The following is a 26,391-nucleotide window of genomic DNA, read 5'->3' on the forward strand; positions in this document are numbered from 1 at the left end:
ATACCGATGACGATGATGTCCCGCCGCGCCAGCCTGCTGCTGCCGATGGGCCTGGCCGGTCTGGTGGCCGCCTGCGCCACCGAGCCGATGCCGCTGCCCCCCGCCGACCCGACCGGCAAGGCCGATCCGCAGATGCGTGCGCTGCTGGAGAGCCTGCAGGCGCTGAATCCCAAGCCGATCGAGACGCTGAGCGCCGAGGAAGCGCGCCGCCAGCCCGGCATGGCCGACGCGGTGAAGCACCGGCTGCGCGCCCAGGGCCTGCCCGTCGCGCCGCGCCCGCTGCCGGTGGTGCGCGACCTGGAGATCCCGGGCAATGCCGGGCCGCTCATGGCCCGCCTCTACAGCCCCGTGGAGCCGCCGCGCGCCGGCCAGCCGCCGCGCGCCCTGCTGCCGCTGATCGTCTACTACCATGGCGGCGGCTTCGTCATCGCCGACCTCGACACCTACGACGCTTCGGCCCGCGCCCTGGCGGCCGAGGCGCAGGCCGTGGTGCTCTCGGTGCACTACCGCCAGGCGCCGGAGAACAAGTTCCCCTCCGCGCATGACGACGCCTACACCTCCTACATCTGGGCGGTGCAGAACGCGGCGCAGCTTGGCGCCGACCTCTCCCGCGTGGCCGTGGTGGGCGAGAGCGCCGGCGGCAACCTGGCGATCACCACCGCCATGTCGGCCCGCGAGGCGCGCGCGCCGCTGCCGGTGGCGATGGGCCTGATCTACCCGGTGGCCGGCACCGACATGACCACGCCCTCCTACCGCGAGAACGCCATGGCCAAGCCGCTGAACGCGGCGATGATGCGCTGGTTCGTCGAGAAGTACACCAGCGGCCCGGCCGAGCTGCAGGACCCGCGGCTGAATGTCTATGGCCGGGCCGAGCTGCGCGGCCTGCCCAAGGCCGTCATCGTCACCGCCGAGATCGACCCGCTGCGCAGCGACGGCATGATGCTGGCCGACAAGCTGCGCGCGGCGGGCGTGCAGGTGGTGGCGCAGGACTACCCGGGCGTGACGCACGAGTTCTTCGGCGCCGACCCGCAGCTGCTGGCCCGTGCCGGCGAGGCGCAGCGCTTCATGGCGGGCGAGCTGCGCTCCGCCTTCGCCCTGCCGGCACCCACCATCGTGCCGCCGCAGCCGCCGCGCCGCCCCGTGCCGCGCGGCTGAGGCACGGCGCCTGACCTGGCTGCGGAGGGCGGCTCCCGGCCAGGGGGCCGCCCTCCGCGCATCCGGCGCTTCCCATCCGGCCGGAAGCGCCAATACTGACCGGCTGACAGGAAGGAGATTCCGCCATGGAACTGCGCGAACTCGGCCGCTCCGGCCTGCGCGTCTCGCCCCTCTGCCTCGGCGGCAACGTCTTCGGCTGGACGGCGAACGAGGCGGACAGCTTCCGCCTGCTCGACCGCTTCGTGGAAGCGGGCGGCAATTTCATCGACACCGCCGATGTCTATTCCGTCTGGGCGCCAGGCCACCAGGGCGGCGAGTCGGAGAGGGTGATCGGCAACTGGCTGGCCCAGGGCGGCGGGCGGCGGGAGAAGGTGGTGATCGCCACCAAGGTGGGCATGGAGCTGGCGCCGGACCGCAAGGGGCTGGCCGCCGCCTATATCCGCCGCGCCGTGGAGGATTCGCTGCGCCGCCTGCGCGTCGAGCGGATCGACCTCTACCAGGCGCACAAGGACGACCCGGAGACGCCGCTGGAGGAGACGCTCGGCGCCTTCGCGGAACTGATCCGGGAGGGCAAGGTGCGCGCCATCGGCGCCTCCAACCACGAGGCGCCGCGGCTGCGGGAGGCGCTGGAGACCAGCGCCCGCCTCGGCCTGCCGCGCTACGAGAGCCTGCAGCCGCACTACAACCTCGCCGAGCGGATGCGCTACGAGGCGGCGCTGGAGGCGGTCTGCCAGGAGGAAGGGCTGGGGGTGATTCCCTATTTCTCCCTCGCGGCCGGCTTCCTCACCGGCAAGTACCGCTCGGAGGCCGATCTCGGGCAGAGCCCGCGCGGCCAGGGTGTCGCCAAGTATCTGGACGAGCGCGGCCTCGGCATCCTGGCGGCGCTGGACGCGGTGGCGGCGCGGCACGGCGCCACGCCCGCGCGGGTGGCGCTGGCCTGGATGATGGCGCGCCCCGGCATCACCGCGCCGATCGCCAGCGCGACGAAGCCGGAACAACTGGAGGAGCTGCTGGCGGCGACGGCGCTCCGGCTCGACCAGGAGGACATGGAGCACCTGGACCGCGCCTCCGTGGGCTGAGGCCGCCCTTGCCTTGCTGACAGAAAGAAGATGAGGGGGCCCGGGGGAGAATTCCTTCTCCCCCGGCCTTTCAGCGCTCGCGCAGCCTGCGCGCGGCATCCACCGCGAAATAGGTCAGCACGCCATCGGCGCCGGCGCGCCTGAAGGCCAGGAGGCTCTCCAGCATCGCCTTCTCGTGGTCCAGCCAGCCATTGCGCACGGCGGCCATGATCATCGCGTACTCGCCGCTCACCTGATAGGCGTAGGTCGGCACGGCGAAGCGGTCCTTCACCCGGCGGACGATGTCGAGATAGGGCATGCCGGGCTTGACCATCACCATGTCCGCGCCCTCGGCCAGGTCGAGCGCCACCTCGCGCAGCGCCTCGTCGGAATTGGCGGGGTCCATCTGGTAGGTCTTCTTGTCGCCCTTCAGCGCGCCGCCCGAGCCCACCGCGTCGCGGAACGGGCCGTAGAAGGCGGAGGCGTACTTGGCGGCGTAGGACATGATGCGGGTGTGGATCAGCCCGCGCCCGTCGAGCGCGGCGCGGATGGCGCCGACGCGGCCATCCATCATGTCGGAGGGCGCGATGACGTCGATGCCCGCCTCCGCCTGGTTCACCGCCTGGGCGGCGAGGATGGCGAGGGATTCGTCATTGGCCACGTAGCCGTCGCGGATCACGCCGTCATGGCCATGGTCGGTGTAGGGGTCGAGCGCCACGTCGCCCACCAGGCCGAGATCAGGGAACTCCCGCTTCAGCAGGCGGGAGGCGCGGCACATCAGGTTTTCGGGGTTGGTGGCCTCGGTGCCCTCGGCGTCCTTCCGCTCCGGCGGCGTCATCGGAAAGAGGGCGATGGCGGGGATGCCGAGCTCCACCGCCGGTGCCACGTGCTGCGCCAGCCGGTCGATCGTCACCCGCTGCACGCCGGGCATGGAGCCCACATCGGAGATGCCGCCGCTGCCCTCCATGACGAAGATCGGCCAGATCAGGTCGTCCACCGAGAGGCGGTGCTCGGCCACCAGCCGGCGGGTCCAGGCATCGTGCCGGTTGCGGCGGGGGCGGATGGCGGGGAAGGCCCCCAGGGGAGAGGTCATGCTGTTGCTCCGGCGGCGGCCAGGGCCTGGCCGAGATCGGCCAGGATGTCGTCGATATGCTCGATGCCGATCGAGAGGCGCACATAGCCGGGCGTGACGCCGGCCGCCGCCTGCTCCTCGGCCGAGAGCTGGCTGTGCGTGGTGGTGGCGGGGTGGATGGCGAGGCTGCGCGCGTCGCCGATATTCGCCACGTGGTAGAACATCCGCAGCGCCTCGATGAAGCGGCGGCCCGCCTCGGCGCCGCCCTTCAGCTCGAAGCCGAGCAGGCTGCCGAGGCCGCCCTTCAGATGCGCCGCCGCCCGCTGCCGCGCCGCGCCGCCGGCCACGGAGGGATGGATCACCTTCGCCACCGCCGGGTGCGCGGCGAGGAAGGCCGCCACGCGCAGCGCGTTGGCGCAGTGCCGCTCCATCCGCAGCGGCAGCGTCTCGAGCCCCTGGAGGAAGAGGAAGGCGTTCATCGGCGCCATCGCCGCGCCGATGTCGCGCAGCAGGCAGGTGCGCATCCGCAGGATGTAGGCGACGGGGCCCATCGGCTTCGCGGCCTCGGTCCAGACGGCGCCGTGGTAGCTGGGGTCGGGCTGGTTCAGGGTGGGGAAGCGCGCCGGGTGGGCCGCCCAGTCGAAATTGCCGCCATCGACGACGATGCCGCCGATGCTGCTGCCATGCCCGCCGATCCACTTGGTGGTGGAGTGCATGACGATGGCCGCGCCATGCTCCAGCGGCCGGCAGAGGATCGGCGCCGCCGTGTTGTCCATGATCAGCGGGATGCCCATGCCCCGCCCGAGCGCCGCCACCTCGGCGATGGGGAAGACCTCCAGCTTCGGGTTGGGCAGCGTCTCGGCGTACCAGGCGCGGGTGCGGTCGTCGGAGGCGGCGGCGAAGGCCTGCGGGTCGGCCGGGTCGACGAAGCGGACCTCGATGCCGAACTGCTTCAGCGTGTTGGCGAAGAGGTTCCAGGTGCCGCCATAGATGGCGGTGGAGGAGACGATGTTGTCCCCCGCCGCGCAGAGGTTCATCACGCAGAAGCTGCTGGCCGCCTGGCCCGAGCCCAGCGCCAGCGCCGCCACGCCCCCCTCCAGCGCCGCCATGCGCCGCTCCAGCACGTCGAGCGTCGGGTTCATGATGCGGCTGTAGATGTTGCCGCCCTCCTCCAGCGCGAAGAGCCGGGCGGCGTGGCCGGTGTCCTGGAACTGGAAGCTGGTGGTCTGGTGGATCGGCACCGCCACGGAGCCGGTGCTGGGGTCCGCCCGCCAGCCGGCATGCAGGGCGAGGGTCTCGGGGTTACTGGTGCTGGCCATACTGCGCCTCCCGCTTTTCGTGGGGGCTGTGGTGCCACGGGGCGGGGGCGGGGGGGAAGGGGCGATGCGCGCGGCCCTGGCCCGCCGGCCGCATGGCCACCCGCGCCTTGCGCCGATTTCATGCCCGGCGGCGGCGCGGTGGTGGCAGCCTCGGCCGCATGCGCCGCCTGTTCCTCTCCCTGTTGCTGCCGCTCCTCGCCCTGGCACCGCCCGCCGCCCGGGCCGTGGAGCTGCGGCCCGTCACGCTGCCCGGGCCGGAGGGCACCCCGCTGCGCGCCCTGCTGGCCCTGCCGCCGGCCGGCGCCCCGCTCGGCGTTCCGGTCGTGGCGCTGCATGGCTGCGGCGGTATCGGCGCCGCCGGGGCGGCCCTGCGCGCGCCGGCGCGGGAGCGGGACTGGGCGGCGCGGCTGGTGGAAGCCGGCCACCCCGTTCTGTTCCCCGACAGCTTCGGCAGCCGCGGCCTCGGCCCGGCCTGCGGCCGGCCGGAGCACCCGGCGCGGCCGGACCCGGTGCGCGCGGCCGATGCCCTGGCCGCCGCCGCCTGGGCGCAGGCCCAGAGCTGGGCGGCGCCCGGTGGGGTGCTGCTGCTCGGCTGGTCGCATGGCGGCAGCACGGTGCTGGCGGCGGTCGGGCGGGAGGAGCCGGGGCTGGTGCGGGCGGCGGTGGCCTTCTACCCCGGCTGCCTCGCCGCCCGCCGTGCCGGCACCATGGCCGCCATTCCCCTCCTGCTGCTGCTGGGCGAGGCGGATGACTGGACGCCCGCGCGCTTCTGCCAGGGCTGGGCCGCGGCGCAGCCGCCGGGCCGGGTGGAGGCGGTGCTCTACCCCGGCGCCGGCCATGGCTTCGACGCACCGGGCGAGGCGCCGCCGCGCGCCCTGGAACTGCCCGACGGCCGGCGGGTGACGGCCGGCGCCCACCCCGCTGCGCGGTCGCTCGCCATGCCAAGAGCGCTGGCCTTCCTCGCCGCACATGCCGGCCCTGCATCCAGGCCCTAGGGCTTTGCATTTCCCGCCGCCGCGAGGCGTGGTAACGGGGGCGCCATGAATCCGGCCGACACCCCCATCGCCCTCGGCGCCGACCATGCCGGCGTCGCCCTGAAGGACAGCCTGCGGGCCGCGCTGGAGGCGGCCGGCCACCCCGTGCTCGACTTCGGCACCCATGGCAGCGAGAGCTGCGACTACGCCGATTTCGCCCATCCCGTCTCCGAGGCGGTGGCGGGCGGCCAGGCGCGCTTCGGCGTGCTGGTCTGCGGCACCGGCATCGGCATGGCGATCGCCGCCAACCGCCACCCCGCCATCCGCGCCGTGGTGGTGCACAACACCACCGAGGCGCGGCTGACCCGCGCCCACAACGATGCCAACATCGCCTGCTTCGGCGCCCGCACCGTGGGGCCGGAGGTGGTGCTGGACGCGCTCTCCGCCTTCCTGACCACCCCCTATGAAGGGGGCCGTCACGACCGTCGCATCGCCAAGATCACGCCGCGCATCCTCGCCGCCGGCACCGCCCAGGAGGCCTGAACCGATGAACGAGCTGTCCCCCGCGCACCTCGCCGGCCGCTTCTTCGGCGCCCCGCTGGCCGAGGCCGATGCCGACATCGCCGCGCTGATCGGCCGTGAGCTGACCCGCCAGCAGGACGGCATCGAGCTGATCGCCTCCGAGAACATCGTCTCCCGCGCCGTGCTGGAGGCCCAGGGCTCGATCCTGACCAACAAGTACGCCGAGGGCCTGCCCGGCAAGCGCTACTACGGTGGCTGCGAGGTGGTGGACGAGATCGAGACCATCGCCATCGAGCGCGCCAAGCAGCTCTTCGGCTGCGGCTTCGCCAACGTCCAGCCGCACAGCGGCGCCCAGGCCAACCAGGCGGTGTTCTTCGCCCTGATGCAGCCGGGCGACACCTTCATGGGCCTCGACCTCGCCGCCGGCGGGCACCTGACGCATGGCTCGCCCGCCAACCAGTCCGGCAAGTGGTTCAAGGTGGCGCCCTACACGGTGGAGCGCGAGAGCGGCCGCATCGACATGGAGGAGGTGGCGCGCATCGCGCGCGAGAGCCGCCCCAAGGTGATCGTCGCCGGCGGCTCCGCCTATTCCCGCGCCTGGGATTTCGCCCGCTTCCGCGCCATCGCCGACGAGGTGGGCGCCACCTTCATGGTGGACATGGCGCATTTCGCGGGCCTCGTGGCCGGCGGCGCGCATGACAGCCCGTTCCCGCACGCCCATGTGGTGACCACCACCACCCACAAGACGCTGCGCGGCCCGCGTGGCGGCATGATCCTGACCAATGACGAGGCGCTGGCCAAGAAGTTCAACAGCGCCGTCTTCCCCGGCCTGCAGGGCGGCCCGCTGGAGCATGTGATCGCCGCCAAGGCCGTGGCCTTCGGCGAGGCGCTGCGCCCCGAGTTCCGCGCCTATGCCAGGGCCGTCGTCGCCAACGCGAAGGCGCTGGCGGATGAGCTGGTGGCCCAGGGCGCCGGCATCGTCACCGGCGGCACGGACAACCACCTGATGCTGGTCGACCTCCGCCCGCTGAACCTGACCGGCAAGGCGGCCGAGGCGGCGCTGGGCCGCGCCCACCTGACCTGCAACAAGAACGCCATCCCCTTCGACCCGGCCAAGCCCTTCGTCACCTCGGGCATCCGCCTCGGCACGCCGGCCGGCACCACGCGTGGCCTGGGCGAGGCGGAGTTCCGCGAGATCGGGCGGATGATCGGCCGCGTGCTGCTCGGCCTCTCCCGCGCCAACGACCCGGAAGGCAATGCCGCGGTCGAGGCCGAAATCGGTGCCGAGGTGCTGGCGCTCTGCCAGCGCTTCCCGATCTACCGCTGAGCGGCCGGGGCAGGGGGGCGGGAGATGCGCTGTCCGTTCTGCGGCAGCGAGGACACGCAGGTGAAGGACAGCCGCCCCGCCGATGACGGGGCGGCGATCCGCCGCCGGCGGTCCTGCCCGTCCTGCGGCGCCCGCTTCACCACCTTCGAGCGGGTGACCCTGCGCGAGCTGACGGTGGTGAAGTCCGACCAGCGCCGCGTGCCCTTCGACCGCGACAAGCTCGCCCGCTCCATCCGCATCGCGCTGCGCAAGCGGCCGGTGGACGAGGACCGGGTGGAGCGCATCGTCAACGGCATCCAGCGCCGGCTGGAGGCCGAGGGCGAGAGCGAGATCAGCTCCCGCGCCATCGGCGAGATGGTGATGGAAACGCTCAAGGAACTCGACCAGGTGGCCTATGTGCGCTTCGCCTCGGTCTATCGCAATTTCGGCGAGGCCGCGGATTTCCAGGCCTTTCTCGGCTCGCTCGACCGCAACGGCTGACAGACCCATGGTGATCCTCTTCCATCCCGCGGCCCGTGCCGCCGGGAACGCCGCCGCCGTTCTGGCCACGCTGCGCGAGGCCCTGCCGGGCGACCGGGCGGCGCTGGCGGTGATGGCCGCCGCCGCCTTCGCCCAGGGGCCGGCGGCGCTGATGCCGGCCCGGCTGCGCGCCCGCGCCGATGCCGGCCGCTTCGCGGCCCTCTTCGCCGCCCATGGCCCGCTGCTGCTGGCCGAGGCGGAGGGCCGCCCGCTCGGCTGCATCCTGGCCGAGCCGGCGCAGCCCGGCGAGCCGGCGCGCATCACCGGGCTGTGGGTGGCGCCCGGGGCGGCCGGCCAGGGCATCGGCTCCGCCCTGCTCGCCGCCATGGAGCGGCATCTGGCCGCGGCCGGGGCGGAGAGCCTGCGGGTGCGGGTGCCGAGCGGGCATCTGCGCGCCCTCGGCCTGTTCCGCCGCCGCGGCTACGCCATGCAGGCGGCCGGGCAGCGCACCGAGCCGGTGCTGCAGGTGCCGCTGCCGCACACCGTGCTGGCCAAGCCCCTGGCCGGCGCCACGGCGGGCGGCGCGCTGCCCTGCGCCGCGGCATGAGCACGGGCGCCGGCCAGGACCCGGGCCAGGCGGCGGAGGCGGCCGACGAGGCGCATCTGCGCGAGGCGCTGGCGCTGGCCGCCCGTGGCCTCGGCAACACCTGGCCCAACCCGGCGGTGGGCTGCGTCATCGTGCGCGATGGCGCCGTGGTCGGGCGCGGCTGGACCGCTCCCGGCGGCCCCGCGCAGGCCGAGACGGAGGCGCTGAAGCGCGCCAGGGCGGCGGCGCGCGGCGCCACCGCCTATGTCACGCTGGAGCCCTGCTGCCACTGGGGCCGCACGCCGCCCTGCGCCGATGCGCTGGTGGCCGCCGGCGTGGCCCGCGTGGTGGTGGCCATGCGCGACCCCGACCCGCGGGTGGACGGCGCCGGGCTGGCGCGGCTGCGCGCCGCCGGCATCGCCGTCTCGGTGGGGCTGCTGGAGGCGGAGGCGCGGGCGCTGAACGCCGGCTTCCTCAAGCGCCTGACGCGGAACCTGCCGCTGGTCACGCTGAAGCTGGCCACCACGCTGGATGGCCGCATCGCCACCCGCACCGGCGAGAGCCAGTGGATCACCGGCCCCGAGGCGCGGCGCATGGCGCACGCCCTGCGCGGCCGGCACGACGCCGTGCTGGTGGGCAGCGGCACCGCCCTGGCCGACGACCCGGATCTCTCCTGCCGCATCCCCGGCTATGCCGCCGTGCCGACGGTGCGCGTGGTGGCCGATGCCCGGCTGCGCCTGCCGCCCACGGCGCGCATGCTGCGGGAGGGGCAGGGGCCGGTCTGGGTCGCCACCCGCCCCGGCCACCCGGATGCGCTGCTGGAGCCGCTGCGCGCCGCCGGCGCCGAGATCGTCGAGGTGCCGGAGGCCGAGGGCGCGCACGGGGTTCCCCTGGGGCTCGACCCCGCCGCGCTGCTGCGGGCGCTCGCCGCGCGGGGCCTGACGCGGGTGCTGGCCGAGGGCGGCGCGGCGCTCGGCGCCGGGCTGCTGCGCGCCGGGCTGGTAGACCGGCTGGCCTGGTTCCATGCCCCTGGCATCATCGGCGCCGATGGCAGGGCCGCGCTGGACGCTTTGCCGCTGGAGGTTTTGTCGGCCATGCCCAGATATCGCCGCACCGCCCTGGCGCTGCCGGGGGCGGACCTGCTCAGCGAGTATGCCAGCGAGACCCATTCCAGCCAGATCGGGGCCGACTGAATGTTCACCGGGATCATCACCGCCCAGGGCCAGGTGGCCGAGGTCACGCCGATCGGCGGGGGGCAGGACATGCGCCTCGTCATCGCCGCGCCCGAGGGCTGGCTGGAGGGGGCCGCGCTCGGCGCCTCCATCGCCTGCTCCGGCTGCTGCCTCACCGTCATCGCGCGCGACGAGCGGCGCTTCACCGTCGAGGTCTCGGCCGAGACGCTGGGCAAGACCACGCTCGGCCAGTGGCGGCAGGGCGGCACCATCAACCTGGAGCGCGCCCTGAAGATGGGCGACGAGATGGGCGGCCATGTCGTCTCCGGCCATGTGGACGGGGTGGGGGAGGTGGTTTCCGCCACGCCCGAGAACGGCTCGCTGCGCCTGGTGGTGAAGCTGCCCGAGGCTCTGGCCCGCTTCGTGGCGCCGAAGGGCTCGGTCACCATCGAGGGCGTCTCGCTCACCGTGAACGACGTCGAGGGCAGCCGCTTCGGCGTGAACCTGATCCCGCACACGGCGCAGGTGACGACGCTCGGCGGCTTGCGGCCCGGCGCGCCGGTGAATATCGAGATCGACATGCTGGCGCGCTATGTCGCCCGCCTGCGTGAGTTCGAGGCGGGCGATGCCCGGCGGGGGGAGACCAAGGCATGAATATTCTGACCCAGCGCACCTCCTTCTCGGAGTTCCTCAGCCCCACCGAGGAGCTGCTGGAGGAGGCCCGGCGCGGCCGCATGTTCATCCTCGTCGATGACGAGGACCGCGAGAACGAGGGCGACCTCGTCATCCCCGCCCAGTTCGCCACGCCGGACGCCATCAACTTCATGGCCCGCCACGCGCGCGGGCTGATCTGCCTGGCCATGACCAAGGCGCGGGTGGAGCAGCTCGGCCTGCCGCTGATGGCGCAGAGCAACGGCACCCGCCACCAGACCGCCTTCACCGTCTCGATCGAGGCGCGGGACGGCGTGACCACCGGCATCTCGGCGGCCGACCGTGCGCGCACCGTGGCGGTGGCCATCAACCCCGAGGCACGGCGGGAGGAGATCGTCACCCCCGGCCATGTCTTCCCGCTGGTGGCGCGCGAGGGCGGCACGCTGGTGCGCGCCGGCCACACCGAGGCGGCGGTCGACTTCGCCCGCCTCGCCGGGCTGAACCCCGCCGGCGTGATCTGCGAGATCATGAACGAGGACGGCACCATGGCCCGGATGCCGGACTTGGTGGCCTTCGCCCAGCACCACGGGCTGAAGCTCGGCACCATCGCCGACCTGATCGGCCACCGCCGCCGCACGGAGCGGCTGGTGCGCCGCGTCGAGGAAGGCCGCCATGCCGGGGCGCCGGGCGGCGAGTGGCGCTCCGTCGTCTATGCCAACACGCTGGAATACGGCGAGCATGTCGCGCTGGTGAAGGGCGACCTGGCCCGGCCCGGCCCGGTGCCGGTGCGGATGCATGCGGTGAACCTTTTTGCCGACATCGTCGGCACCAACGGCGCGGCCGAGCTGCACCACGCCATGGAGGCCATCGCGCGCGAGGGCCGCGGCGTCGTCGTGCTGATCCGCGACGTGAAGCCCACCGCCCTCTCCGAGCGGGTCCGCGCCGGGCGCGACCGCAGCGAGCAGCCGGAGCTGCGCGACTACGGCATCGGCGCGCAGATCCTGGCCGATCTCGGCGTGCGCGAGATGATCCTGCTGACCAACCACCCCAAGGCGATCGTCGGGCTGGAGGGCTACGGCCTGACCGTGGCCGAGACCCGGCCGATCGAGCACCAGTGAGCACCTGAATACATGAGCACCATCGACGCGCCGGAGCGCGCCACCCCCGCCATCCCTGGCCCGCCGCCGCGCATCCTGCTGATCCAGGCGCCGTATTACGAGGCCGTGGTCTCCGGCATGCGGCACGGCGCCGAGCGCGTGCTGGCCGAGGCGGGGGCGACGCTGGAGGTGGTGGACGTGGCCGGCGCCTTCGAGCTGCCCGCCGCGCTGCGCCTGGCGCTGAAGGCGGCGCCGCAGGGCGGGGCCGGTAGCGGGGCCAGGGGCGGTGACGGGGGCTGGGACGGCTTCCTTCTGCATGGCTGCGTGGTGAAGGGCGAGACCGACCACTACCAGTTCATCTGCGAGGCGGTCTGCCAGGGCGTCATGGACATCAGCGGCGAGACCGGCGTGCCGCTGGGCTTCGGCCTGCTGACGGTGGAGACCCTGTCCCAGGCCGTGGCCCGTTCCTCCAACGACCGCCACAACAAGGGTGCCGAGGCGGCGCATGCGCTGCTGGCGCAGGTGGCGCTCGCGCGCCGCTGGAACGTGAAGTGGGGCGCGAAGTGAGCGGCTCCGGCAAGGGTGCCCCCAAGGGCGGCCCGCAGGGCAAGCGCCCGGCGCCGCCGCAGGGCCGCCCGCGCACCGGCTCGCGCGTCGCCGCCATCCAGGCGCTGTTCCAGAGCGAGCAGACCGGCGAGGCGGCCGAGACGGTGCTCGACCAGTTCGTCCGCCACCGCATCGGCCCCGATGCCGGCGGCTTCGAGGATGGCCGCGTGCCGCTGGCGGACGTTCCGCTCTTCGCCGAGCTGGTGCGCGGCGTGGCGCGCCAGGGCGATTTGCTGGACGAGATCGTCGGCGGTCATCTGGCGGGCGACTGGACGGTGGTGCGGCTCGACCCGGTGCTGCGCGCCCTGCTGCGCGCCGCGGCCTTCGAGCTGTCCTCCGGCACGCAGCCGCCGGCCCGCGTGGTGATCAACGAATACATGGACATCGCGCACGGCTTCTTCAGCGGCGAGGAGCCGCGCTTCGCCAATGGCGTGCTGGACGCCATGGCCCGCTCGCTGCGCGCCCCCGAGTTCCAGCGCTGAGCCGGGCGGGGGAGGCGCCGCCTCCCCGCCGGGGCGGAGAGCCTTCCCCATGACCCTGTTCCCATGACCCTGCCGCCGGAATTCTCGCTGATCGCCCGGCATTTCCGCCCGCTCGCCGGCCCCGGCGCGCTGGAGCTGGAGGACGACGCCGCGCTGCTGGCGCCGCCCGCGGGTCGGGAGCTGGTGCTGGCGGCGGACGCCATGGTGGCGGGCGTCCACTTCCTGCCGGACGACCCGCCGGAGACCATCGGCCGCAAGCTGCTGCGCACCAACCTCTCCGACCTCGCCGCCATGGGCGCGGCGCCGCTCGGCTACCTGATGACCACCGGCCTGCCGCGCGGCCTGCCGGAGGGCTGGCTCGGCGCCTTCGCCGCCGGGCTGGCGGCGGACCAGCGCGAATTCGGCCTCTCCCTGCTGGGGGGCGACACCGTCTCCACCCCCGGCCCGATCCATCTCTCCCTCACCATCCTCGGCCATGTGGCGCCCGGCGCGGCGCTGCGCCGGGCGGGGGCGCGGCCGGGCGACGAGATCTGGGTCTCGGGCAGCATCGGCGACGGCACGCTGGGCCTCGGCGTGCTGCAGGGCGAGTTCCCGGCCGATGCGGCGGGCTTCCTGGCCGAGCGCTACCGGCTGCCGCGCCCGCGCCTGGGGCTGGGGCAGGCGCTGGCGGGCCTCGCCCGCGCGGCGATGGATGTGTCGGACGGGCTGGCGCAGGATCTCGGCCATCTCTGCCGCGCCGGCGGCTGCGGCGCCGTGCTGCGCGCGGCGGATGTGCCGCTCTCGCCGGCGGCGCGGGCGCTGCTGCGCGGGGCGCCGGCGCTGCTCCCGCGCATCCTGACCGGCGGCGACGATTACGAGCTGCTCTTCGCCGCGGCACCCGGGGATGCGGAGGCGATCCGCGCCCAGGCCGCCGCCTGCGGCGTGGCTGTGTCGCGCATCGGGCATTTCGCGCCGGGCGAGGCCGTGGTTACGGTGGTGGATGGAGCCGGGGCGCGCCTTGACCTCGGCCAGGGGGGATGGAGCCACTTCTGATGGCAGGAACGGAACCGGCGGACGCCGTGGGGAACGCCCGGGCGGACGCCGAGATGCGCAGGACGGTCTGGCTGATGTTCGCCTGCCAGGCGCTGATGAACGCCTCCGTGGTGGGGCAGGTGGCGATGTCGGCGCTGATCGGCCACAGCCTGGCCAGCGACAAGGCGCTGGCCACCCTGCCCATGGCGTTGCAGATGGCCTCCACCATGGCCGCCTCCATCCCGGCGGGGCTGGTCTTCGCCCGGCTGGGGCGGAAGGCGGGCTTCGTGCTGGGGGCCCTCGGCGCCTGCCTCGGCAGCCTGACCTTCGCGCTCGGCGTCTGGCAGGGCGATTTCCTGCTCTACTGCCTCGGCGCCATCCCGGCGGGCCTCGGCTTCGGCATCTCGCAGCACTACCGCTTCGCCGCAGCCGAGGTGGCGACGCCCGCCTACCGCCCGCGCGCCATCTCGCTGGTGATGGCGGGCGGCGTGCTCTCCGCCATCTTCGGGCCGGAGCTGGTGAAGCACAGCCGCGACATGCTGGCGCCCTTCCTGTTCCTCGGCACCTACCTGATCCTGGCGCTGCTGCCGCTGGTCTGCCTGGCGCTGCTCTCCCGCGCGAAGCTGCCGCCGGCCCCGCCGCGGCCCAAGGTGGCGACGCCGATCGGCGAGATCCTGGCCCGCCCGGCCTTCCTCACCGCCGCCATCACCGGCGCCGTGGCCTATGGCACGATGAACCTGGTGATGACCTCGACGCCGCTGGAGATGATGCTCTGCGGCTTCGGCGTCGGTGCCAGCGCCACGGTCATCCAGCTGCACGCCGTCTCGATGTTCGCGCCCGGATTCGTCACGGGGCGGCTGATCGCCCGCTTCGGCGTGCGGCGGATCATCGCGGCGGGGGCGCTGCTGAACCTGTTCTGCGTCGCCGTGGCGCTGTCGGGGCGGGAGTTCGGCCATTTCAGCGTGGCGCTGATGCTGCTGGGGCTGGGCTGGAACTTCATGTTCGTCGGCGCCACCAGCCTGCTGGCCGAGGCGCACCGGCCGGAGGAGCGGGTGCGTGCCCAGGCGGCCAACGACTTCATCGTCTTCGGCACGGTGGCGTGCACCGCCTTCGCCTCCGGCGCCATCCATGCCCAGGCGGGCTGGATGGTGCTGAACCTGGCGCTGCTGCCCGCCGTCGGCCTGGCGCTGCTGCTGGTGCTGCTGCAGGCCCGCCGCCCGAGCGCCGCCTGAGCAGGGCGGCCGGCGGCGCAAAAAAAGCCCGGGAGGCTTCCCGGGCTTTTTTCATGCCATGGCGGCGGGGAAGGGGGAGGGCCTAGAGCAGATCGCGAGCAGGCTGCTTCGCCTGACCGCGTGAAGATGCTCGCGAAAACAATGAGCTAGAGCCTTTTCCGTGAGCCAGTACGAACGGAAAAGGCTCTAGCGCCCCGGCCCGCCGCCCGGCGCCGTCTCCGAGCCGAGGCCACCGGCGCCGACGCGCCCGATATTGCCGAACAGCGCCTGCAGCACCGTGCGCTCCGTGCCCGGCACGGGGGTGGTGCGGCCCACCATGTCCACGCTGCGCATGTCGTCCTGGCCCACCTCGCGGATGTCGCGCAGCGTGCCGCCCTCGTCGAAGCGCATGGCGATGACGCGGCGGTCCTCGACGGTGAAGTGGCTGGCCGGGCGCATCCGCGTCACCGAGCTGATGTAGTACCACATGTTCCGGTCGAAGGTGCCGGTGGCGGTGGGGGAGCCGAGCAGGGCCTGCACATCGGCCTGGGTCTGCACGCCCGGGGTGAGCTGCGCCAGCAGCTCCGGGTCGGCGCGGTTGCCGCGCTGCACCGGCGGCGCCTCGAAGACCGAGCAGCCGGCGGCGGGCAGGGCCAGGATGAGCGCGAGCAGCGCGGCGCGGGCCTTGCCGGCCGGCCGCGGGCGGAACATGCTGCGGGTGGTGTCGCTGCTGGTCACGTCGCTGTTCACGGGGCGCCCCAATTCCTCTCGGCCTTCGCCCCGCGCGGCACCCGCCGGCGGGCCGGTCGGATTGACCAATGCGGGGTTGCGGTCCATCTGCACGGTCGATTGCCACCGCCCCGCATCGGGGTCAACCGGCCTGTGCCGCCCGGGGAACCGACCCGGGGTTTCGCCCAGGGTTTCGAAGGAGCCTGTCCCGACCATGGCCTTGTTCGGCCTGTTCCGCCGCAAGCCGCATGAGCGGCAGGGATTCGAGCTGTACGGCGCCGCCGTGCGGGCGGCGCGCCACCCCGTCTTCTTCGCGCATTATGGCGTGCCGGACACGCTGGATGGCCGGTTCGACCTGATCGGCCTGCAGGTGGCGCTGCTGATCCGCCGCCTGCACCGCGACGCCGACCGGCGCGGCGCCGTGCTGGCCCAGGCGGTGTTCGACGCCATGTTCGCCGACATGGACTTCAACCTGCGCGAGATGGGGGTGGGCGACATGTCCATCGCCAAGCGGGTGAAGAACATGTGGGAGGCCTTCCACGGCCGCGCCCGCGCCTATGAGGCGCCGCTGGAGGCGCGCGACACGGCGGCGCTGGCCGCCGCCCTGGCGCGCAATGTGTGGCGCGGCGTGGTGGCGGAGGACGCGCCGGCGCCGCGCGCGCTGGCCGCCCTGGCCCTGGCCACCGACGACGCCCTGGCCGCGCAGGGGCTGGATGCCCTGCTGCGGGGCCAGGTCACCTTCCCCCCGCCCCGGGACGAGATCCCGCAGTGAACGCAGGAGGCCGCATGACCGACCAGCCCCTGGAATTCTCCCGCACCCTGCCCTGGGTCGCGGTCGGCCCCGAAGGGCGCCGCCAGACGGTGCGTGCCACCGAGGCGGAGTGCGCCGCGCTGGCGCGCCGCTTCGGCATCCCCGCCGTCAATGCCCTGGGCGCCGAGCTGGAGCTGCGGGTGGAGGGTGGTGGCGCCATCCGCGCGCGGGGGCGGCTGCGGGCCTCCGTGGTGCAATCCTGCGTCGTCACGCTGGAGCCGGTGACGCAGGCGCTGGATGAGGCGGTGGATTTGCGCTTCCTGCCCTCCGGCAAGGAGCCGTCGGACGAGGACCCGGACGGGCCGGACGAGATTCCCACCGAGCGCGGCGTGATGGAACTGGGCGAGGCGCTGGCGGAGCAGCTCTCCCTGGCGCTCGACCCCTATCCGCGTGCCCCGGGCGCCACCCTGCCGGCCCTGGATGCGGCGGAGGAGGCGGACGAGCCGGCGCCGAAGCGGCCCAACCCCTTCGCCGTGCTCAAGGGCGGCAAGCCTTGAGCGTGGCGCGAGAGGGTTGCGTTTCAACCCTCTCAAAGCCTGCGTAACAACGGCGTATCAAGACTGGCGGCGGCATTGGCCCGCCTGTATGGAGAGCTCCATGCGCCGGAGAGACCTGCCCGCCTTGCTGCTCGCCGCGGCAATGCCCCTGCCTGCCTTGTCCTCGCCCGCCCTGGCGGCCGCCCCCGCCGCCCGCCCCCGTGCCGAGGCGGAGGCGATGCTGCGGCTCGCGGCCCGGCTGCGGCTGCTGTCGGTCGATGGCCTCTCGCCCCGGCTCTACGACATCCCGCCCGATGCCCGCCTCGGCGCCGACCCGCAGGGCCATGCCGCCGCCCTCTATGCCGCCGCCGGCGCGGCGCTGGCCGACCTGGTGCAGGGCCGCGTGACCGAGCAGCCCGGGCGGCCGGATCTCCGCCGAGACCTTTCCCCGGCCCGGCTGGCGCAGTGGCAGGCGCAGCTGCTGCGCAGCCCGGAGCCGGCCGAGGTGATCGAGCAGGCGGCGCTGAGCCACCCCGACATGCCGGCGCTGCGCCTGGCCCTGCAAGCCGTCCGCGCGCGCGTCGAGGCCGGCGGCTGGCCGCTGGTGCCGCCCGGCGGAACGCTGGACCCCGGCATGGCCGACCCGGTGCGAATCCCCGCCCTGCGCGCCCGCCTCGCCGCCGACGACACCACCTTGGCCGCCGCCCCGGATGCCGGCGAGCTGTTCGACACGGCGCTCGAGGAGGCGGTGCGCCGCTGGCAGGCCGCGCATGGGCTGGACGTGGATGGCCGCGTCGGCCCCGCCACGCTGCGGCTGATGAATCGCCCGGCCGAGGCCTGGCTCGGCCAGGTGCGGGTGGCGATGGACATGCGCCGCGGCGCCGCCGCCCCGCCCGCCGGCCGGCGCATCGAGGTGAACATCCCCGAATTCCGCCTCTGGGTGATGGAGGGGGCGCGCACCCTGCTGGAGATGCCGGTCATCGTCGGCAAGGCGGCGCGGGCCACGCCGCCGCTGGCGGTGAAGATGACGGCGGTGCAGTTCAACCCGCCCTGGGGCGTGCCCGAGCGCAACGCGCGCGAGGATTTGCTGCCGCGCTTCCGCCGCGACCCGCGCGCCATGATGGAGAAGGGCTTCCGCCTGTTCACCGTGGTCGGCGGCGAGCGGGTGGAGGTGGACCCGATGACGGTGGACTGGGCGAGCGTGAACCCGCAGCGCTTCCCCTACATCGTGCGGCAGGATGCGAGCGATGTGAGCGCGCTCGGCCGGCTGAAATTCGTCATGCCCAATGGCGACGACATCTACCTGCACGACACGCCGGACCGCCACCTGTTCAGCCGCGGCGACCGCGCCCTCTCCTCGGGCTGCATCCGCCTCAGCCAGCCCATGGAGCTGCTGGCGCTGGTGCTGGAGAACGCCCCCGGCTGGAACCGCGAGCGCGCCCAGGCGGCGCTCGACAGCCGGCAGACCAGCTTCGTCGGCCTCGCCCGCACCCTGCCGGTGCGGCTGGCCTACACAACGGTGACGGTGGAGGACGGGCTGGTGCGCGTCCGCCCCGACATCTACGGGCTGGATGCCGCCTATCTGCGGCTGCTGGACCAGCGCCGCCCGGCGCCCGGCGCGGCACCCGGCGCGGCCCCCGTGCCGCTGGCCCAGAACACGGCTTCCAGCACGGCCGGAGCGCCCTCCGCCATCCCCGCTCCGGCGCGCCCGGCGCCGGAACAGCCCCGCCCCGCCCGCGCCGAGGCCCCTGGCCCCGCCGAGGCGACAAAGGTTGCGAGCCCCTGATGCTGTTCGGACGACACAAGCCGCAAAGCTGCCCCTGCTGCGACCCCGCCCTGGCCGGGCGGCGCGAGGTGATCACCGCCGGCCTCGGCCTGCTGGCCTGCGCGGCGCTGCCACGCGCCGCGCGGGCCGCCCCGCCGCTCGCCCCGGTGCGCAGCCTGCGGGTGGAGCGCAGCTACACGGAGGACCGCTTCGAGGGCGTGTACTTCCGCGATGGCCGCTACGACCGCGAGGCGCTGCACAAGCTGGACTGGGTGTTCCGCGACCTCTCCGCCGCCGAGGTGACGCCGATGGACCCAAGGCTGTTCGACGTGCTGCACGCCGTGGCCGAGCAGCTCGAGGCCTCGGAGGCCTTCGTCATCTCCAGCGGCTACCGCACGCCGGAGCGCAACGGCCAGCTCCGCACCCGCCGCGTCTCGACGGTGAGCCTGCACATGTCCGGCATGGCGGCCGATTTCCGCCTGCCGGGGCGCGACGCCTATGGCGTGGCGCGCGCCGCCGCGCAGATGCAGGTGGGCGGCGTCGGCCTCTACCGCCGCGAAGGCTTCGTCCACCTCGATTGCGGCCCGCCGCGCCGCTGGTAGCGGCGCCCCCGGCTCAGCTGCGCCCGGCTCAGGCGCGCCAAGCTCAGATATTCCCGGCTCAGGCGCCGGCCAGCTCCACCAGCGCCGCCGCCAGCACCCGTGTTCCCCGGGCGAGCTGCTCCGGCGAGGAATACTCCGACGGGTGATGGCTCACGCCATCCCGGCAGGGCACGAAGATCATCCCCGAGGGGCAGAGCGGCACCAGGAACTGCGCGTCGTGGAAGGCGCCGGAGGGCATGCGCAGGGATTTCAGCCCCTGCGCCGCCGCCGCGCGCTCCACCGCCTCCGGCACCTCGGGCCGGAAGGTGACGGGCAGGGCGTGGAAGGTCTCGGTGACGGTGGCGGTGCAGCCGCGCAGCGCGGCCTGGATGACGCCGGGAATGGCATCGCCCCGCTTCAGCAGCACATCCTTGTCCGGGTGGCGCAGGTCGATGCTGAAGCGCGCCAGGTTCGCCACCGTGTTGGAGGCGTTGGGGAACACCTCCACCCGGCCCACGGTGAAGCGCAGCACATCCGCCGGGTCGTGCGTCAGCGCGTTCAGGGCGGCGATGGCGCGCAGCATGTCCTGCACCGCATCCTTCCGCTGGCCGAGGGGCGTGGTGCCGGCATGGTCGGTGCGGCCATGGATCTCCACGGTGAACCAGCGGCTGCCCTGGATGCCGGTGACGATGCCAATGTCCAGCCCACCCGCCTCCAGCCGCGGCCCCTGCTCGATATGCGCCTCCACATAGGCGTGCGGGCGCGGCGTGCCGAAGGGGCGGCGGGGCAGGTCGGCCTCGGCCGCCAGATGCTCCTCCAGCGCGGCGCGGAAGGTGGTGCCCGCCGCGTCGGTCACCGAATCCCAGCTGTCGGCGGGGCGGAAGCCGCTCCAGGCCATGCTGCCCATGCAGCCGGGGGCGAAGCGGCCGCCCTCCTCGTTGGTCCAGGCCACCACCTCGATCGGCCGGCGGGTGGCGATGCCGGCCTCGCGGATGGCCTGCACCGCCTCCAGCCCCGCCAGCACGCCCCAGATGCCGTCGAACCGCCCGCCATTGGGCTGGCTGTCCATGTGGCTGCCGGTCAGCACGGGGGCGGCCTCCGGGTCGGTGCCCTCGTGGCGGAGGAACAGGTTGGCCAGCCCGTCGGTCGCCACGGTCAGGCCAAGCTCGCGTGCCCAGCCGATCAGCAGCCGGCGCGCCTCGCGGTCGAGCGGCGAGAGGCAGGGGCGGTTCACCCCGTCGCCGGGGATGGCGCCGAGCTGCGCCATGCGCATCAGGCGGTCCCATTGCCGCGCCTCGTCCACCGCCGCGATCAGGTTGGGGGGTGCGGCCATTGTGCTGTGCTCCTGAGAACCAGCCGTCATGGATAGGGGAAAGGCCGGGGAGGGGGAATTCCCCCCCGGCCTCCCTCCTGCCGCCGTCAGCCGACCAGCTTGAGGCCGATGATGCCGCCCGCGATCAGGGCGATGCAGAGCAGGCGCGCGGCCGTGGCGGGCTCGCCGAACAGGGCGATGCCGAGCAGCGCCGTGCCCACCGTGCCGATGCCGGTCCAGACCGCGTAGGCGGTGCCGAGCGGCAGGCCGCGCAGGGCGAGGCCGAGCAGGCCCAGGCTGGCGGCCATGCTCGTCACCGTCAGCACGGTGGGCACCAGCCGCGTGAAGCCGTGGGTGTATTTCAGCCCCACCGCCCAGCCGATTTCCAGAAGGCCCGCCAGGGCAAGGTAGATCCAGGACATGAGGGAACGCCCCCCTTTCCAAGGTGGCGGGGTCGTCCCTGCCGTGGTCGATGCGAGGGGAGGTCGTCCTCCCGCCCCTCATCTAGGCGATCCCGGCCGGTCTTGCACCGGCCGGGCGCCGGCTCACCCGGCCGTGTTGTTCCCGCCGGGCGCCGCGGCCGCCGGGGAGGATGGCTCGGCGCGCAGGAAGTCGAGGTCGCAGCCCTCGTCGGCCTGCAGCACCTGCTCCGTGTAGAGCCGCGCATAGCCGCGCTTCGCCGTGGCGGCGGTAGCGGGCTGGGTGGCGCGGCGGCGCTCCAGCTCGGCCGCGTCCACCAGCAGGTCGATCCGCCGCTCCTTCACCGAGAGGCGGATGCGGTCGCCATCCCGCACCAGCCCGAGCGGCCCGCCCGAGGCGGCGTCCGGCGAGACGTGCAGCACGATGGTGCCATAGGCGGTGCCGGACATGCGGGCATCGGAGATGCGCACCATGTCCTTCACCCCGGCCCGCGCCAGCTTGGACGGGATGGGCAGGTAGCCCGCCTCCGGCATGCCGGAGGGCGAGAGCGGGCCGGCATTCTGCAGCACCAGGAAGTCGTCCGCCGCCACGTCGAGATCGGGGCTGTCGATGCGCGCGGCGAGGTCCTCCAGCGAGGTGAAGACGACGGCGCGGCCCTCTTGCTCGAACAGCGCCGGGTCGGCCGCCGCCCGCTTGAGGATGGCGCCGCGCGGCGCCAGGCTGCCGAACAGCGCGACCAGCCCGCCCTGCGGCTGCAGCGGCTCCTCCCGCGCGCGCACCACGGTGCGGTCCACATAGCCCGGCTCGGCATCCAGCCGCTCGCCCAGCGTCTGGCCGGTGACGGTCATCACGTCGAGATGCAGCATCGGCCGCAGCTCGCGCAGCACGGCGCCGATGCCGCCCGCCGCGTAGAGATCCTCCATGTAGAAGGGGCCGGTGGGCTTGAGGTCCACCAGCACCGGCGTCTCGTCGGACAGCACGTTGAGCCGGTTGAGGTCCACCTTGATGCCGGCGCGGCCGGCGATGGCGGCGAGGTGGATGATGGCGTTGGTCGAGCCGCCGATCGCCAGCAGCACGCGCAGCGCGTTCTCCACCGACTTCTCGGTGACGATCGCCGAGGGGCGCAGCTTGCGGGTGGCCAGCATCATCGCGGCGGTGCCGGAGGCCTCGGCGGCGCGGATGCGGTCGGCGTGCACGGCGGGGATGGCGGCGGTGCCGGGCAGCATCATGCCCAGCGCCTCGGCCAGCGACGCCATGGTGGAGGCGGTGCCCATCACCGCGCAGGTGCCGGCGGTGGTGGCCAGGTTGCCCTCGATCTCCTCCACCGTCTCCTGGTCGATCTCGCCGGCGCGGAACTTGGCCCAGAAGCGGCGGCAATCGGTGCAGGCGCCGAGCCGCTCGCCGCGCCAGCGGCCGGTGGACATCGGCCCCGTCACCACCTGGATCGCCGGCACATCGGCCGAGATGGCGCCCATCAGCTGCGCCGGCACGGTCTTGTCGCAGCCGCCCACCAGCACCACCGCGTCCATCGGCTGGCCGCTCACCATCTCCTCCGTGTCCATCGCCATCAGGTTGCGGAAGACGAGGGCGGTCGGGTTCAGGAAGGGCTCGCCGAGCGAGATGGTCGGGAACTCGCGCGGCAGGCCGCCGGCGGCCAGCACGCCGCGCTTCACCGCCTCCACAAGCTCCGGCACGCCGCGGTGGCAGTTGTTGAACTCCGAATAGGTGGCGGCGATGCCCACCACCGGCTTCTTCAGCAGGCTGGAGGACAGGCCCATGGAGCGGGCCATGGACAGGCGCAGATAGCGCGCGAAATCCATGTCGCCATAGTTGGTCAGGCCACGGGTCAGGCCGACGGGCTCGGGCTTCTCGGTCATGGGCAGGGGTTTCCTCCGGAGATCTTCGGTGTTCAGGCCAGCAGCGTGGGGTGCTGGCCGAGATAGGCTTCGCGCGCCGGGCGGAAATGCGCGACGCAGAGCGCCAGCAGCGCCGCGCGGTCGCCGGCGCGCAGGGCGCCGAGCATGGCGGCGTGCTCGTCGCGCGCCCATTCCATGCTCGCCTGGCTGCGCAGGTTGGCGTAGCGGATCACCTGCGCCCGCTGGCCCAGCTCCTCGATGGTCTCGGCCAGGAACAGGTTGCCGCAATGGGCGTAGAGCGCGCGGTGGAAGGCGAGATCGGCGCGGAACACGGCGCGCGTGTCGCCCTCGGCGACGGCGGCGGCATGCTGCTGCTGCAGGGCATGCAGCGGCGCCAGCGCGTCTCCGGCCAGCGGCAGCGGGATCAATGCGGCGGCCTGGGTCTCCAGCATCTCGCGCAGGGCATAGAGCTGCCGCACCTCCTCCGGGCTGTAGGCCTTCACCAGCGCGCCGCGATGCGGGATGCGCTCGATCAGCCGCATCCGCTCCAGCTCGGCCAGGGCCTGGCGCACCGTGTGGCGCGTGGCGCGGAAGCGCTCGGCCAGCTCCTCCTCGATCAGCCGCTCGCGCGGGTGGAGGCGGCCGAAGACGATATCCTCCTCCAGCGCCGCGGCGATGGCGGCGGGCAGGGGCAGGGCGGCATCGTCTCGGGCGGCATCGGCCATGGCGCGGCTTCCGTGGAGCGGGGCGAGGACAGCTTAATCGGCGACGGGATTGTCGACAATGCCGTTGACTCATCTGTCGCCGCCGGGAAGAGTGCGGCGCAGAAGAAAACCCCCTGGAGGACGTTCCATGCGCAAATCCGCTTCGCAGGGCGGCTTGCCGCGCCGTGGCCTCGGCGCCATGGCCCTGGCCGCCACCGCCCTGGCCGCCGGCTTCCGCCCCGCCCACGCCGCCGCCTATCCGGACCGCGCCATCTCGGTCGTGGTGCCCTTCGCGCCGGGCGGCGCCACCGACCTCGCCGGCCGCCTGCTGGCCGACCGCATCGGCCCGCTGCTGGGCGGGGATGGCCGCGCCCTGGTGGAGAACCGGCCCGGCGCCGGCTCCAGCCTGGGCGCCGACTATGTCCGCCGCGCCAAGCCCGATGGCTACACGCTGCTGGTCGGCTCCGCCTCCACCCTGGCGGTGGCGCCGGCGGCGCAGCCCAACATCGCCAAGTACCATCCGGTGGAGGATTTCACGCCGATCGCCATCATCGGCACCAGCGCCATGGGGCTGGTGGTGCCCGCCGCCTCGGGCATCAAGAGCGTGCCGCAGCTGATCGCGCGGCTGAAGGAGAAGCAGGGCGCGGACGGCTTCGCCAGCTCCGGCGTCGGCGGCGTGTCGCACCTGGCGTCGGAGCTGTTCGTCAAGCTGGCCTCGGCGCCCGCCAACCACATCCCCTATCGCGGCGGCAGCTCGGTGGCCGAGGCGCTGCTCAAGCAGGAGGTGATCTTCGCCATCGACCAGATCGCCTCCATCGTCGGCCAGATCCGCGACGGCGCGCTGACCCTGCTGGCGGTGACCACCGAGACGCGCGACGCCAACTTCCCCGATGTGCCGACCCTGGCCGAGGCGGGGGTGCCGGGCTACGCGCTCTCCACCTGGACGGCGATGGTGGGGCCGAAGGGCCTGCCGCCGGAGGTGGCGGCGGCGCTGAACAAGGCGGTGAACGCGGCGCTGAGCGAGCCCGCGCTGCGCGAGCGCCTCTCCAGCAGCGGCACCGACCCGCGCAACGACAGCACGCTGGAAAGCGCGGCCGCCTTCCTGGGGCAGGAGTTCAACCGCTTCAAGGCGGTGGTGGAGCGCACCGGCCTGAAGCTGGACTGACGGCGGCTGGTCTGACGGCGGCTGGTCCGACGGCGCGGCGCGGCCCTTCCCGCCGGAAGGGCCGCACGGGCGGCATGGCTCAGGCCGGCACCGCCGCCTCGGCTTCGCTCTCCGCCGGGGCGGGCGGCAGGGCGGCGAGGGCGGTGCGCATCGCCTGTTCCGCGTCCGGCCAGCCGGTCTCGATGTCGTCGCCGGCCAGGGTCAGGCTTTCCGGCGAGAGCAGGGCGCGCAGATGCTGCTCCCGCCAAGCCTTGGGCTGGTCGCGCTTGGCCAGGCCATAGGCCAGGGCGCGCACCACCCGCATCACCATGGCGCGCTCCGAGATGGTCTGGGCGGCGCTGGTGGCGGCCTCGGACTCCACCGTCGCGGGGGCCAGGGCCAGCAGGCGCTCCGCCAGCGCCGGCACGGCGGGGTAGGCGAGGTTGATGTGGAGCTGGTGCGTTTCGGCATAATAGGCCGCTGCGCGGTGGGTCAGCTCGCGGTCCGCCAGCTCGGCCGGGTCGCGCAGCAGGAACAGCGCCGGCGGCGTCTCCAGCACCGGCGCGGGCGGCAGCGCCTCGCGCGCCGCGCCGGCGGGCGTCGCCGGCGGCTGCGCGCCGGGCAGGCCGGGCTTCGGCGGCGGCCGGCGGCGCTGCACCTCCATCTGCTCCAGCATGGTGCGCATCATCTCGCGCACCTCGTCGAGGTAGAGGGCGTCCGGCGAGGCATCGGCCAGCAGCCTCGACAGCCATTCCGGAATGTGGCGCGAGACGAGGCCCGCATAGTCCATCAGCCGCACCTGCGCCTGGGTGGCGGTGCGGTAGCGCAGGAATTCGCGATAGGCCTCCGGCTGCACCGGGTAGTCGGCCGGCAGCTCGACCAGGACGATGACGCTGCGCGCCGCGAAGGGAATGCCGAAGCTGGGCGCCTCGCGCCGCCAGGCATTGCCGCGGGCCACGGCATACATCTCGTTCTGGTGCACGACGGCGCCGAGGCTCTCGTGCAGCATCACGCCTTCCTTGCGCGGCAGGTCCGCATCGTAGGCGTAGTGCAGCACGATGCCGTCCGGACCCTTCACGGCCTCGTAGTGCTCGAGCTGCGCCAGCCGCTCGGCCAGGCTCACCACCCGCAGCGGCTGCGTCAGCCGGGCGATGCCGGGCTTGATGATGACCTCGGTGCCGGCGGGAAAGCGGAAGAAACGGTGGCCGATGGTCTCGATCAGCCAGTGGGCCGGGCTGCGCGGGTGGCCGTTGTAGGGGTCGAGCGCCGTGTTCTGCTCCGGCGCGTTGCCGAATAGCACGACCTCCGTCCATTCCTGGTCGAGCGGGCGGCCCTCGGCGGCGGCGCTTTCGGTGACGTGGATGACCTCGCGCATCTGCCCGTCCGTCCCCGGGCGCAGCAGGCGGCCATAGACGCCGCCGAACTTGCCGATCATCACTTCCTGCACCACGCCCTTGCGGGCCGAGCGGTAGCGCATGCCGTTCTGGTTGGAGGGCAGGGAGGCCACCTTGGCACCCATGCCGAAATTGCGGTCGAGCCCGGTTTCCTTGCGGATCGAGGCGGCGATGTCGCACATCCGGTAGAGTTCCGGGCCGGTGAGGCCGGTGCCGCTGTTCCACACCGCCAGCTTCGGCGTGCCCTCGACCGGCACCGTGGAGAACTCGACACGCCGCTCGCCCTCGGGGGCAGAGCCCGCGGCCTCCAGCGCATTCTGGAGCAGCTCGCGGATCATCATGCTCTTCGGGCAGCGCTCGATCATCGAGGCCACAAGGAAGTCTTCGTCCTTGACGCGCAGCTTCGTGACGGTGGTGCTCATCGTGGCAGTCTCCCCTGCAGCGGCTCGCTGGTGGCATGGCCCAGGCCAGGTTCCGCGCTTGCCTCCTGGCGGGAC

The 26,391-nt window shown here is 73.6% G+C and carries 27 protein-coding genes; 19 read left to right on the top strand and 8 right to left on the bottom strand.

All coding sequences use genetic code 11. The features are described 5' to 3' along the window. The first annotated feature begins 6 nt into the window (after positions 1-6). Together ACFOY6_RS10535 and ACFOY6_RS10540 are read left to right on the top strand one after the other, a co-directional pair. Entirely contained in the window at positions 7-1,155 is a 1,149-nt protein-coding gene (locus ACFOY6_RS10535; RefSeq protein WP_109516062.1) for an alpha/beta hydrolase, read from the top strand. A 125-nt stretch (positions 1,156-1,280) separates the two neighbouring features. Next, complete coding sequence (locus ACFOY6_RS10540) at positions 1,281-2,234, top strand: aldo/keto reductase (protein ID WP_379633498.1); 954 nt, start codon at positions 1,281-1,283, stop codon at positions 2,232-2,234. A gap of 70 nt (positions 2,235-2,304) precedes the next feature. On the opposite strand, the gene hemB is transcribed toward ACFOY6_RS10540, so the two are convergent. Together hemB and ACFOY6_RS10550 are read right to left on the bottom strand one after the other, a co-directional pair. Further along, on the bottom strand, positions 2,305-3,306 hold the full coding sequence (hemB, locus tag ACFOY6_RS10545; protein WP_379633499.1) for a porphobilinogen synthase: 1,002 nt from the start codon (positions 3,304-3,306) through the stop codon (positions 2,305-2,307). Beyond that, complete coding sequence (locus ACFOY6_RS10550; protein WP_379650597.1) at positions 3,303-4,604, bottom strand: O-acetylhomoserine aminocarboxypropyltransferase/cysteine synthase family protein; 1,302 nt, start codon at positions 4,602-4,604, stop codon at positions 3,303-3,305. The genes hemB and ACFOY6_RS10550 overlap by 4 nt, the downstream gene beginning before the upstream one ends. A gap of 158 nt (positions 4,605-4,762) precedes the next feature. On the opposite strand from ACFOY6_RS10550, the gene ACFOY6_RS10555 reads away from it, so the two are divergent. From ACFOY6_RS10555 to ACFOY6_RS10610, 12 genes are all read left to right on the top strand, one after another. Then, positions 4,763-5,599 (top strand): dienelactone hydrolase family protein, encoded by an 837-nt coding sequence (locus tag ACFOY6_RS10555; protein ID WP_379650599.1) that lies wholly within the window; start codon positions 4,763-4,765, stop codon positions 5,597-5,599. Positions 5,600-5,644: 45 nt separating this feature from the next. Further along, on the top strand, positions 5,645-6,121 hold the full coding sequence (gene rpiB, locus ACFOY6_RS10560) for a ribose 5-phosphate isomerase B (RefSeq protein ID WP_109516058.1): 477 nt from the start codon (positions 5,645-5,647) through the stop codon (positions 6,119-6,121). 4 nt (positions 6,122-6,125) lie between these two features. After that, the gene (gene glyA / locus ACFOY6_RS10565; RefSeq protein WP_379633503.1) at positions 6,126-7,427 is read left to right on the top strand and encodes a serine hydroxymethyltransferase; all 1,302 of its coding nucleotides are present in this window, start codon (positions 6,126-6,128) and stop codon (positions 7,425-7,427) included. A gap of 24 nt (positions 7,428-7,451) precedes the next feature. After that, on the top strand, positions 7,452-7,907 hold the full coding sequence (gene nrdR, locus ACFOY6_RS10570; RefSeq protein ID WP_109516056.1) for a transcriptional regulator NrdR: 456 nt from the start codon (positions 7,452-7,454) through the stop codon (positions 7,905-7,907). 7 nt (positions 7,908-7,914) lie between these two features. Continuing rightward, entirely contained in the window at positions 7,915-8,493 is a 579-nt protein-coding gene (locus ACFOY6_RS10575) for a GNAT family N-acetyltransferase (protein WP_379633505.1), read from the top strand. Beyond that, positions 8,490-9,665 (top strand): bifunctional diaminohydroxyphosphoribosylaminopyrimidine deaminase/5-amino-6-(5-phosphoribosylamino)uracil reductase RibD, encoded by a 1,176-nt coding sequence (gene ribD, locus ACFOY6_RS10580; RefSeq protein WP_379650602.1) that lies wholly within the window; start codon positions 8,490-8,492, stop codon positions 9,663-9,665. Before ACFOY6_RS10575 ends, ribD begins: the two co-directional genes overlap by 4 nt. Further along, positions 9,666-10,298 carry a riboflavin synthase gene (locus ACFOY6_RS10585; RefSeq protein ID WP_379650604.1) on the top strand — a complete coding sequence of 211 codons (633 nt, stop codon included), beginning with the start codon at positions 9,666-9,668 and terminating at the stop codon, positions 10,296-10,298. Then, positions 10,295-11,413, top strand: a complete 1,119-nt coding sequence (ribB, locus tag ACFOY6_RS10590) for a 3,4-dihydroxy-2-butanone-4-phosphate synthase (RefSeq protein ID WP_379650606.1) — start codon at positions 10,295-10,297, stop codon at positions 11,411-11,413. The genes ACFOY6_RS10585 and ribB overlap by 4 nt, the downstream gene beginning before the upstream one ends. Before the next feature lie 12 nt (positions 11,414-11,425). After that, entirely contained in the window at positions 11,426-11,959 is a 534-nt protein-coding gene (gene ribH / locus ACFOY6_RS10595; RefSeq protein ID WP_109516051.1) for a 6,7-dimethyl-8-ribityllumazine synthase, read from the top strand. Then, positions 11,956-12,480, top strand: a complete 525-nt coding sequence (gene nusB / locus ACFOY6_RS10600) for a transcription antitermination factor NusB (RefSeq protein WP_379635985.1) — start codon at positions 11,956-11,958, stop codon at positions 12,478-12,480. The genes ribH and nusB overlap by 4 nt, the downstream gene beginning before the upstream one ends. 63 nt (positions 12,481-12,543) lie before the next feature. Then, positions 12,544-13,512, top strand: coding sequence for a thiamine-phosphate kinase (gene thiL, locus ACFOY6_RS10605; RefSeq protein WP_379650608.1), 969 nt, complete (start codon positions 12,544-12,546; stop codon positions 13,510-13,512). Then, complete coding sequence (locus ACFOY6_RS10610) at positions 13,512-14,723, top strand: MFS transporter (protein ID WP_379650610.1); 1,212 nt, start codon at positions 13,512-13,514, stop codon at positions 14,721-14,723. The genes thiL and ACFOY6_RS10610 overlap by 1 nt, the downstream gene beginning before the upstream one ends. 186 nt (positions 14,724-14,909) lie before the next feature. On the opposite strand, the gene ACFOY6_RS10615 is transcribed toward ACFOY6_RS10610, so the two are convergent. Continuing rightward, complete coding sequence (locus ACFOY6_RS10615) at positions 14,910-15,452, bottom strand: outer membrane protein assembly factor BamE (RefSeq protein WP_245906167.1); 543 nt, start codon at positions 15,450-15,452, stop codon at positions 14,910-14,912. A 193-nt stretch (positions 15,453-15,645) separates the two neighbouring features. On the opposite strand from ACFOY6_RS10615, the gene ACFOY6_RS10620 reads away from it, so the two are divergent. The 4 genes from ACFOY6_RS10620 (at position 15,646) to ACFOY6_RS10635 (ending at position 19,085) form a co-directional block, all read left to right on the top strand. Further along, positions 15,646-16,203 carry a ubiquinol-cytochrome C chaperone family protein gene (locus ACFOY6_RS10620; protein ID WP_379650613.1) on the top strand — a complete coding sequence of 186 codons (558 nt, stop codon included), beginning with the start codon at positions 15,646-15,648 and terminating at the stop codon, positions 16,201-16,203. Between the two features lie 14 nt (positions 16,204-16,217). Next, positions 16,218-16,739 carry a YceD family protein gene (locus tag ACFOY6_RS10625; RefSeq protein WP_109516047.1) on the top strand — a complete coding sequence of 174 codons (522 nt, stop codon included), beginning with the start codon at positions 16,218-16,220 and terminating at the stop codon, positions 16,737-16,739. 100 nt (positions 16,740-16,839) lie between these two features. Next, on the top strand, positions 16,840-18,504 hold the full coding sequence (locus ACFOY6_RS10630) for a L,D-transpeptidase family protein (protein ID WP_245906165.1): 1,665 nt from the start codon (positions 16,840-16,842) through the stop codon (positions 18,502-18,504). Beyond that, positions 18,504-19,085 carry a YcbK family protein gene (locus ACFOY6_RS10635; protein ID WP_109516045.1) on the top strand — a complete coding sequence of 194 codons (582 nt, stop codon included), beginning with the start codon at positions 18,504-18,506 and terminating at the stop codon, positions 19,083-19,085. Before ACFOY6_RS10630 ends, ACFOY6_RS10635 begins: the two co-directional genes overlap by 1 nt. A gap of 58 nt (positions 19,086-19,143) precedes the next feature. Here ACFOY6_RS10635 and ACFOY6_RS10640 read toward each other — a convergent pair whose 3' ends face one another. The 4 genes from ACFOY6_RS10640 to ACFOY6_RS10655 all read right to left on the bottom strand — a co-directional run bounded on the left by ACFOY6_RS10640 (position 19,144) and on the right by ACFOY6_RS10655 (position 23,377). Continuing rightward, a complete protein-coding gene (locus ACFOY6_RS10640) occupies positions 19,144-20,397 on the bottom strand; it encodes a M20 family metallo-hydrolase (protein WP_379650615.1) in 1,254 nt (417 codons plus the stop codon). An 86-nt stretch (positions 20,398-20,483) separates the two neighbouring features. Then, positions 20,484-20,798, bottom strand: a complete 315-nt coding sequence (sugE, locus tag ACFOY6_RS10645; protein ID WP_379633522.1) for a quaternary ammonium compound efflux SMR transporter SugE — start codon at positions 20,796-20,798, stop codon at positions 20,484-20,486. Between the two features lie 123 nt (positions 20,799-20,921). Next, the gene (locus ACFOY6_RS10650; RefSeq protein ID WP_379650617.1) at positions 20,922-22,673 is read right to left on the bottom strand and encodes a dihydroxy-acid dehydratase; all 1,752 of its coding nucleotides are present in this window, start codon (positions 22,671-22,673) and stop codon (positions 20,922-20,924) included. Between the two features lie 32 nt (positions 22,674-22,705). Beyond that, positions 22,706-23,377, bottom strand: a complete 672-nt coding sequence (locus tag ACFOY6_RS10655; RefSeq protein ID WP_109516041.1) for a GntR family transcriptional regulator — start codon at positions 23,375-23,377, stop codon at positions 22,706-22,708. A gap of 127 nt (positions 23,378-23,504) precedes the next feature. Between ACFOY6_RS10655 and ACFOY6_RS10660 the strand changes: the two genes are divergently transcribed. Then, positions 23,505-24,521, top strand: coding sequence for a Bug family tripartite tricarboxylate transporter substrate binding protein (locus ACFOY6_RS10660; protein ID WP_379650619.1), 1,017 nt, complete (start codon positions 23,505-23,507; stop codon positions 24,519-24,521). 79 nt (positions 24,522-24,600) lie between these two features. Here the strand turns inward: ACFOY6_RS10660 and ACFOY6_RS10665 are convergent, their stop codons facing one another. Continuing rightward, positions 24,601-26,316, bottom strand: a complete 1,716-nt coding sequence (locus ACFOY6_RS10665) for an ATP-binding protein (protein ID WP_379650621.1) — start codon at positions 26,314-26,316, stop codon at positions 24,601-24,603. Between the last annotated feature and the right edge of the window lie 75 nt (positions 26,317-26,391).

This window comes from Teichococcus aestuarii, assembly GCF_042651065.1.
In the GTDB taxonomy this organism is placed as follows: domain Bacteria; phylum Pseudomonadota; class Alphaproteobacteria; order Acetobacterales; family Acetobacteraceae; genus Pseudoroseomonas; species Pseudoroseomonas aestuarii.

Bases quoted from the DNA above. Each gene is read 5' to 3' on its own strand.
- ACFOY6_RS10630 (WP_245906165.1), top strand. From the start codon at position 16,840: ATGCGCCGGAGAGACCTGCCCGCCTTGCTGCTCGCCGCGGCAATGCCC.
- ACFOY6_RS10620 (WP_379650613.1), top strand. From the start codon at position 15,646: ATGGCCTTGTTCGGCCTGTTCCGCCGCAAGCCGCATGAGCGGCAGGGA.
- ACFOY6_RS10650 (WP_379650617.1), bottom strand. From the start codon at position 22,673: ATGACCGAGAAGCCCGAGCCCGTCGGCCTGACCCGTGGCCTGACCAAC.
- ACFOY6_RS10575 (WP_379633505.1), top strand. From the start codon at position 7,915: ATGGTGATCCTCTTCCATCCCGCGGCCCGTGCCGCCGGGAACGCCGCC.
- ACFOY6_RS10665 (WP_379650621.1), bottom strand. From the start codon at position 26,316: ATGAGCACCACCGTCACGAAGCTGCGCGTCAAGGACGAAGACTTCCTT.
- ACFOY6_RS10550 (WP_379650597.1), bottom strand. From the start codon at position 4,604: ATGGCCAGCACCAGTAACCCCGAGACCCTCGCCCTGCATGCCGGCTGG.
- hemB (WP_379633499.1), bottom strand. From the start codon at position 3,306: ATGACCTCTCCCCTGGGGGCCTTCCCCGCCATCCGCCCCCGCCGCAAC.
- ACFOY6_RS10655 (WP_109516041.1), bottom strand. From the start codon at position 23,377: ATGGCCGATGCCGCCCGAGACGATGCCGCCCTGCCCCTGCCCGCCGCC.
- ribH (WP_109516051.1), top strand. From the start codon at position 11,426: ATGAGCACCATCGACGCGCCGGAGCGCGCCACCCCCGCCATCCCTGGC.
- ribD (WP_379650602.1), top strand. From the start codon at position 8,490: ATGAGCACGGGCGCCGGCCAGGACCCGGGCCAGGCGGCGGAGGCGGCC.
- ACFOY6_RS10585 (WP_379650604.1), top strand. From the start codon at position 9,666: ATGTTCACCGGGATCATCACCGCCCAGGGCCAGGTGGCCGAGGTCACG.
- ACFOY6_RS10535 (WP_109516062.1), top strand. From the start codon at position 7: ATGACGATGATGTCCCGCCGCGCCAGCCTGCTGCTGCCGATGGGCCTG.
- ACFOY6_RS10540 (WP_379633498.1), top strand. From the start codon at position 1,281: ATGGAACTGCGCGAACTCGGCCGCTCCGGCCTGCGCGTCTCGCCCCTC.
- ACFOY6_RS10635 (WP_109516045.1), top strand. From the start codon at position 18,504: ATGCTGTTCGGACGACACAAGCCGCAAAGCTGCCCCTGCTGCGACCCC.
- ribB (WP_379650606.1), top strand. From the start codon at position 10,295: ATGAATATTCTGACCCAGCGCACCTCCTTCTCGGAGTTCCTCAGCCCC.
- nrdR (WP_109516056.1), top strand. From the start codon at position 7,452: ATGCGCTGTCCGTTCTGCGGCAGCGAGGACACGCAGGTGAAGGACAGC.
- ACFOY6_RS10640 (WP_379650615.1), bottom strand. From the start codon at position 20,397: ATGGCCGCACCCCCCAACCTGATCGCGGCGGTGGACGAGGCGCGGCAA.
- ACFOY6_RS10610 (WP_379650610.1), top strand. From the start codon at position 13,512: ATGGCAGGAACGGAACCGGCGGACGCCGTGGGGAACGCCCGGGCGGAC.
- ACFOY6_RS10625 (WP_109516047.1), top strand. From the start codon at position 16,218: ATGACCGACCAGCCCCTGGAATTCTCCCGCACCCTGCCCTGGGTCGCG.
- sugE (WP_379633522.1), bottom strand. From the start codon at position 20,798: ATGTCCTGGATCTACCTTGCCCTGGCGGGCCTTCTGGAAATCGGCTGG.
- glyA (WP_379633503.1), top strand. From the start codon at position 6,126: ATGAACGAGCTGTCCCCCGCGCACCTCGCCGGCCGCTTCTTCGGCGCC.
- ACFOY6_RS10555 (WP_379650599.1), top strand. From the start codon at position 4,763: ATGCGCCGCCTGTTCCTCTCCCTGTTGCTGCCGCTCCTCGCCCTGGCA.
- rpiB (WP_109516058.1), top strand. From the start codon at position 5,645: ATGAATCCGGCCGACACCCCCATCGCCCTCGGCGCCGACCATGCCGGC.
- thiL (WP_379650608.1), top strand. From the start codon at position 12,544: ATGACCCTGCCGCCGGAATTCTCGCTGATCGCCCGGCATTTCCGCCCG.
- ACFOY6_RS10660 (WP_379650619.1), top strand. From the start codon at position 23,505: ATGCGCAAATCCGCTTCGCAGGGCGGCTTGCCGCGCCGTGGCCTCGGC.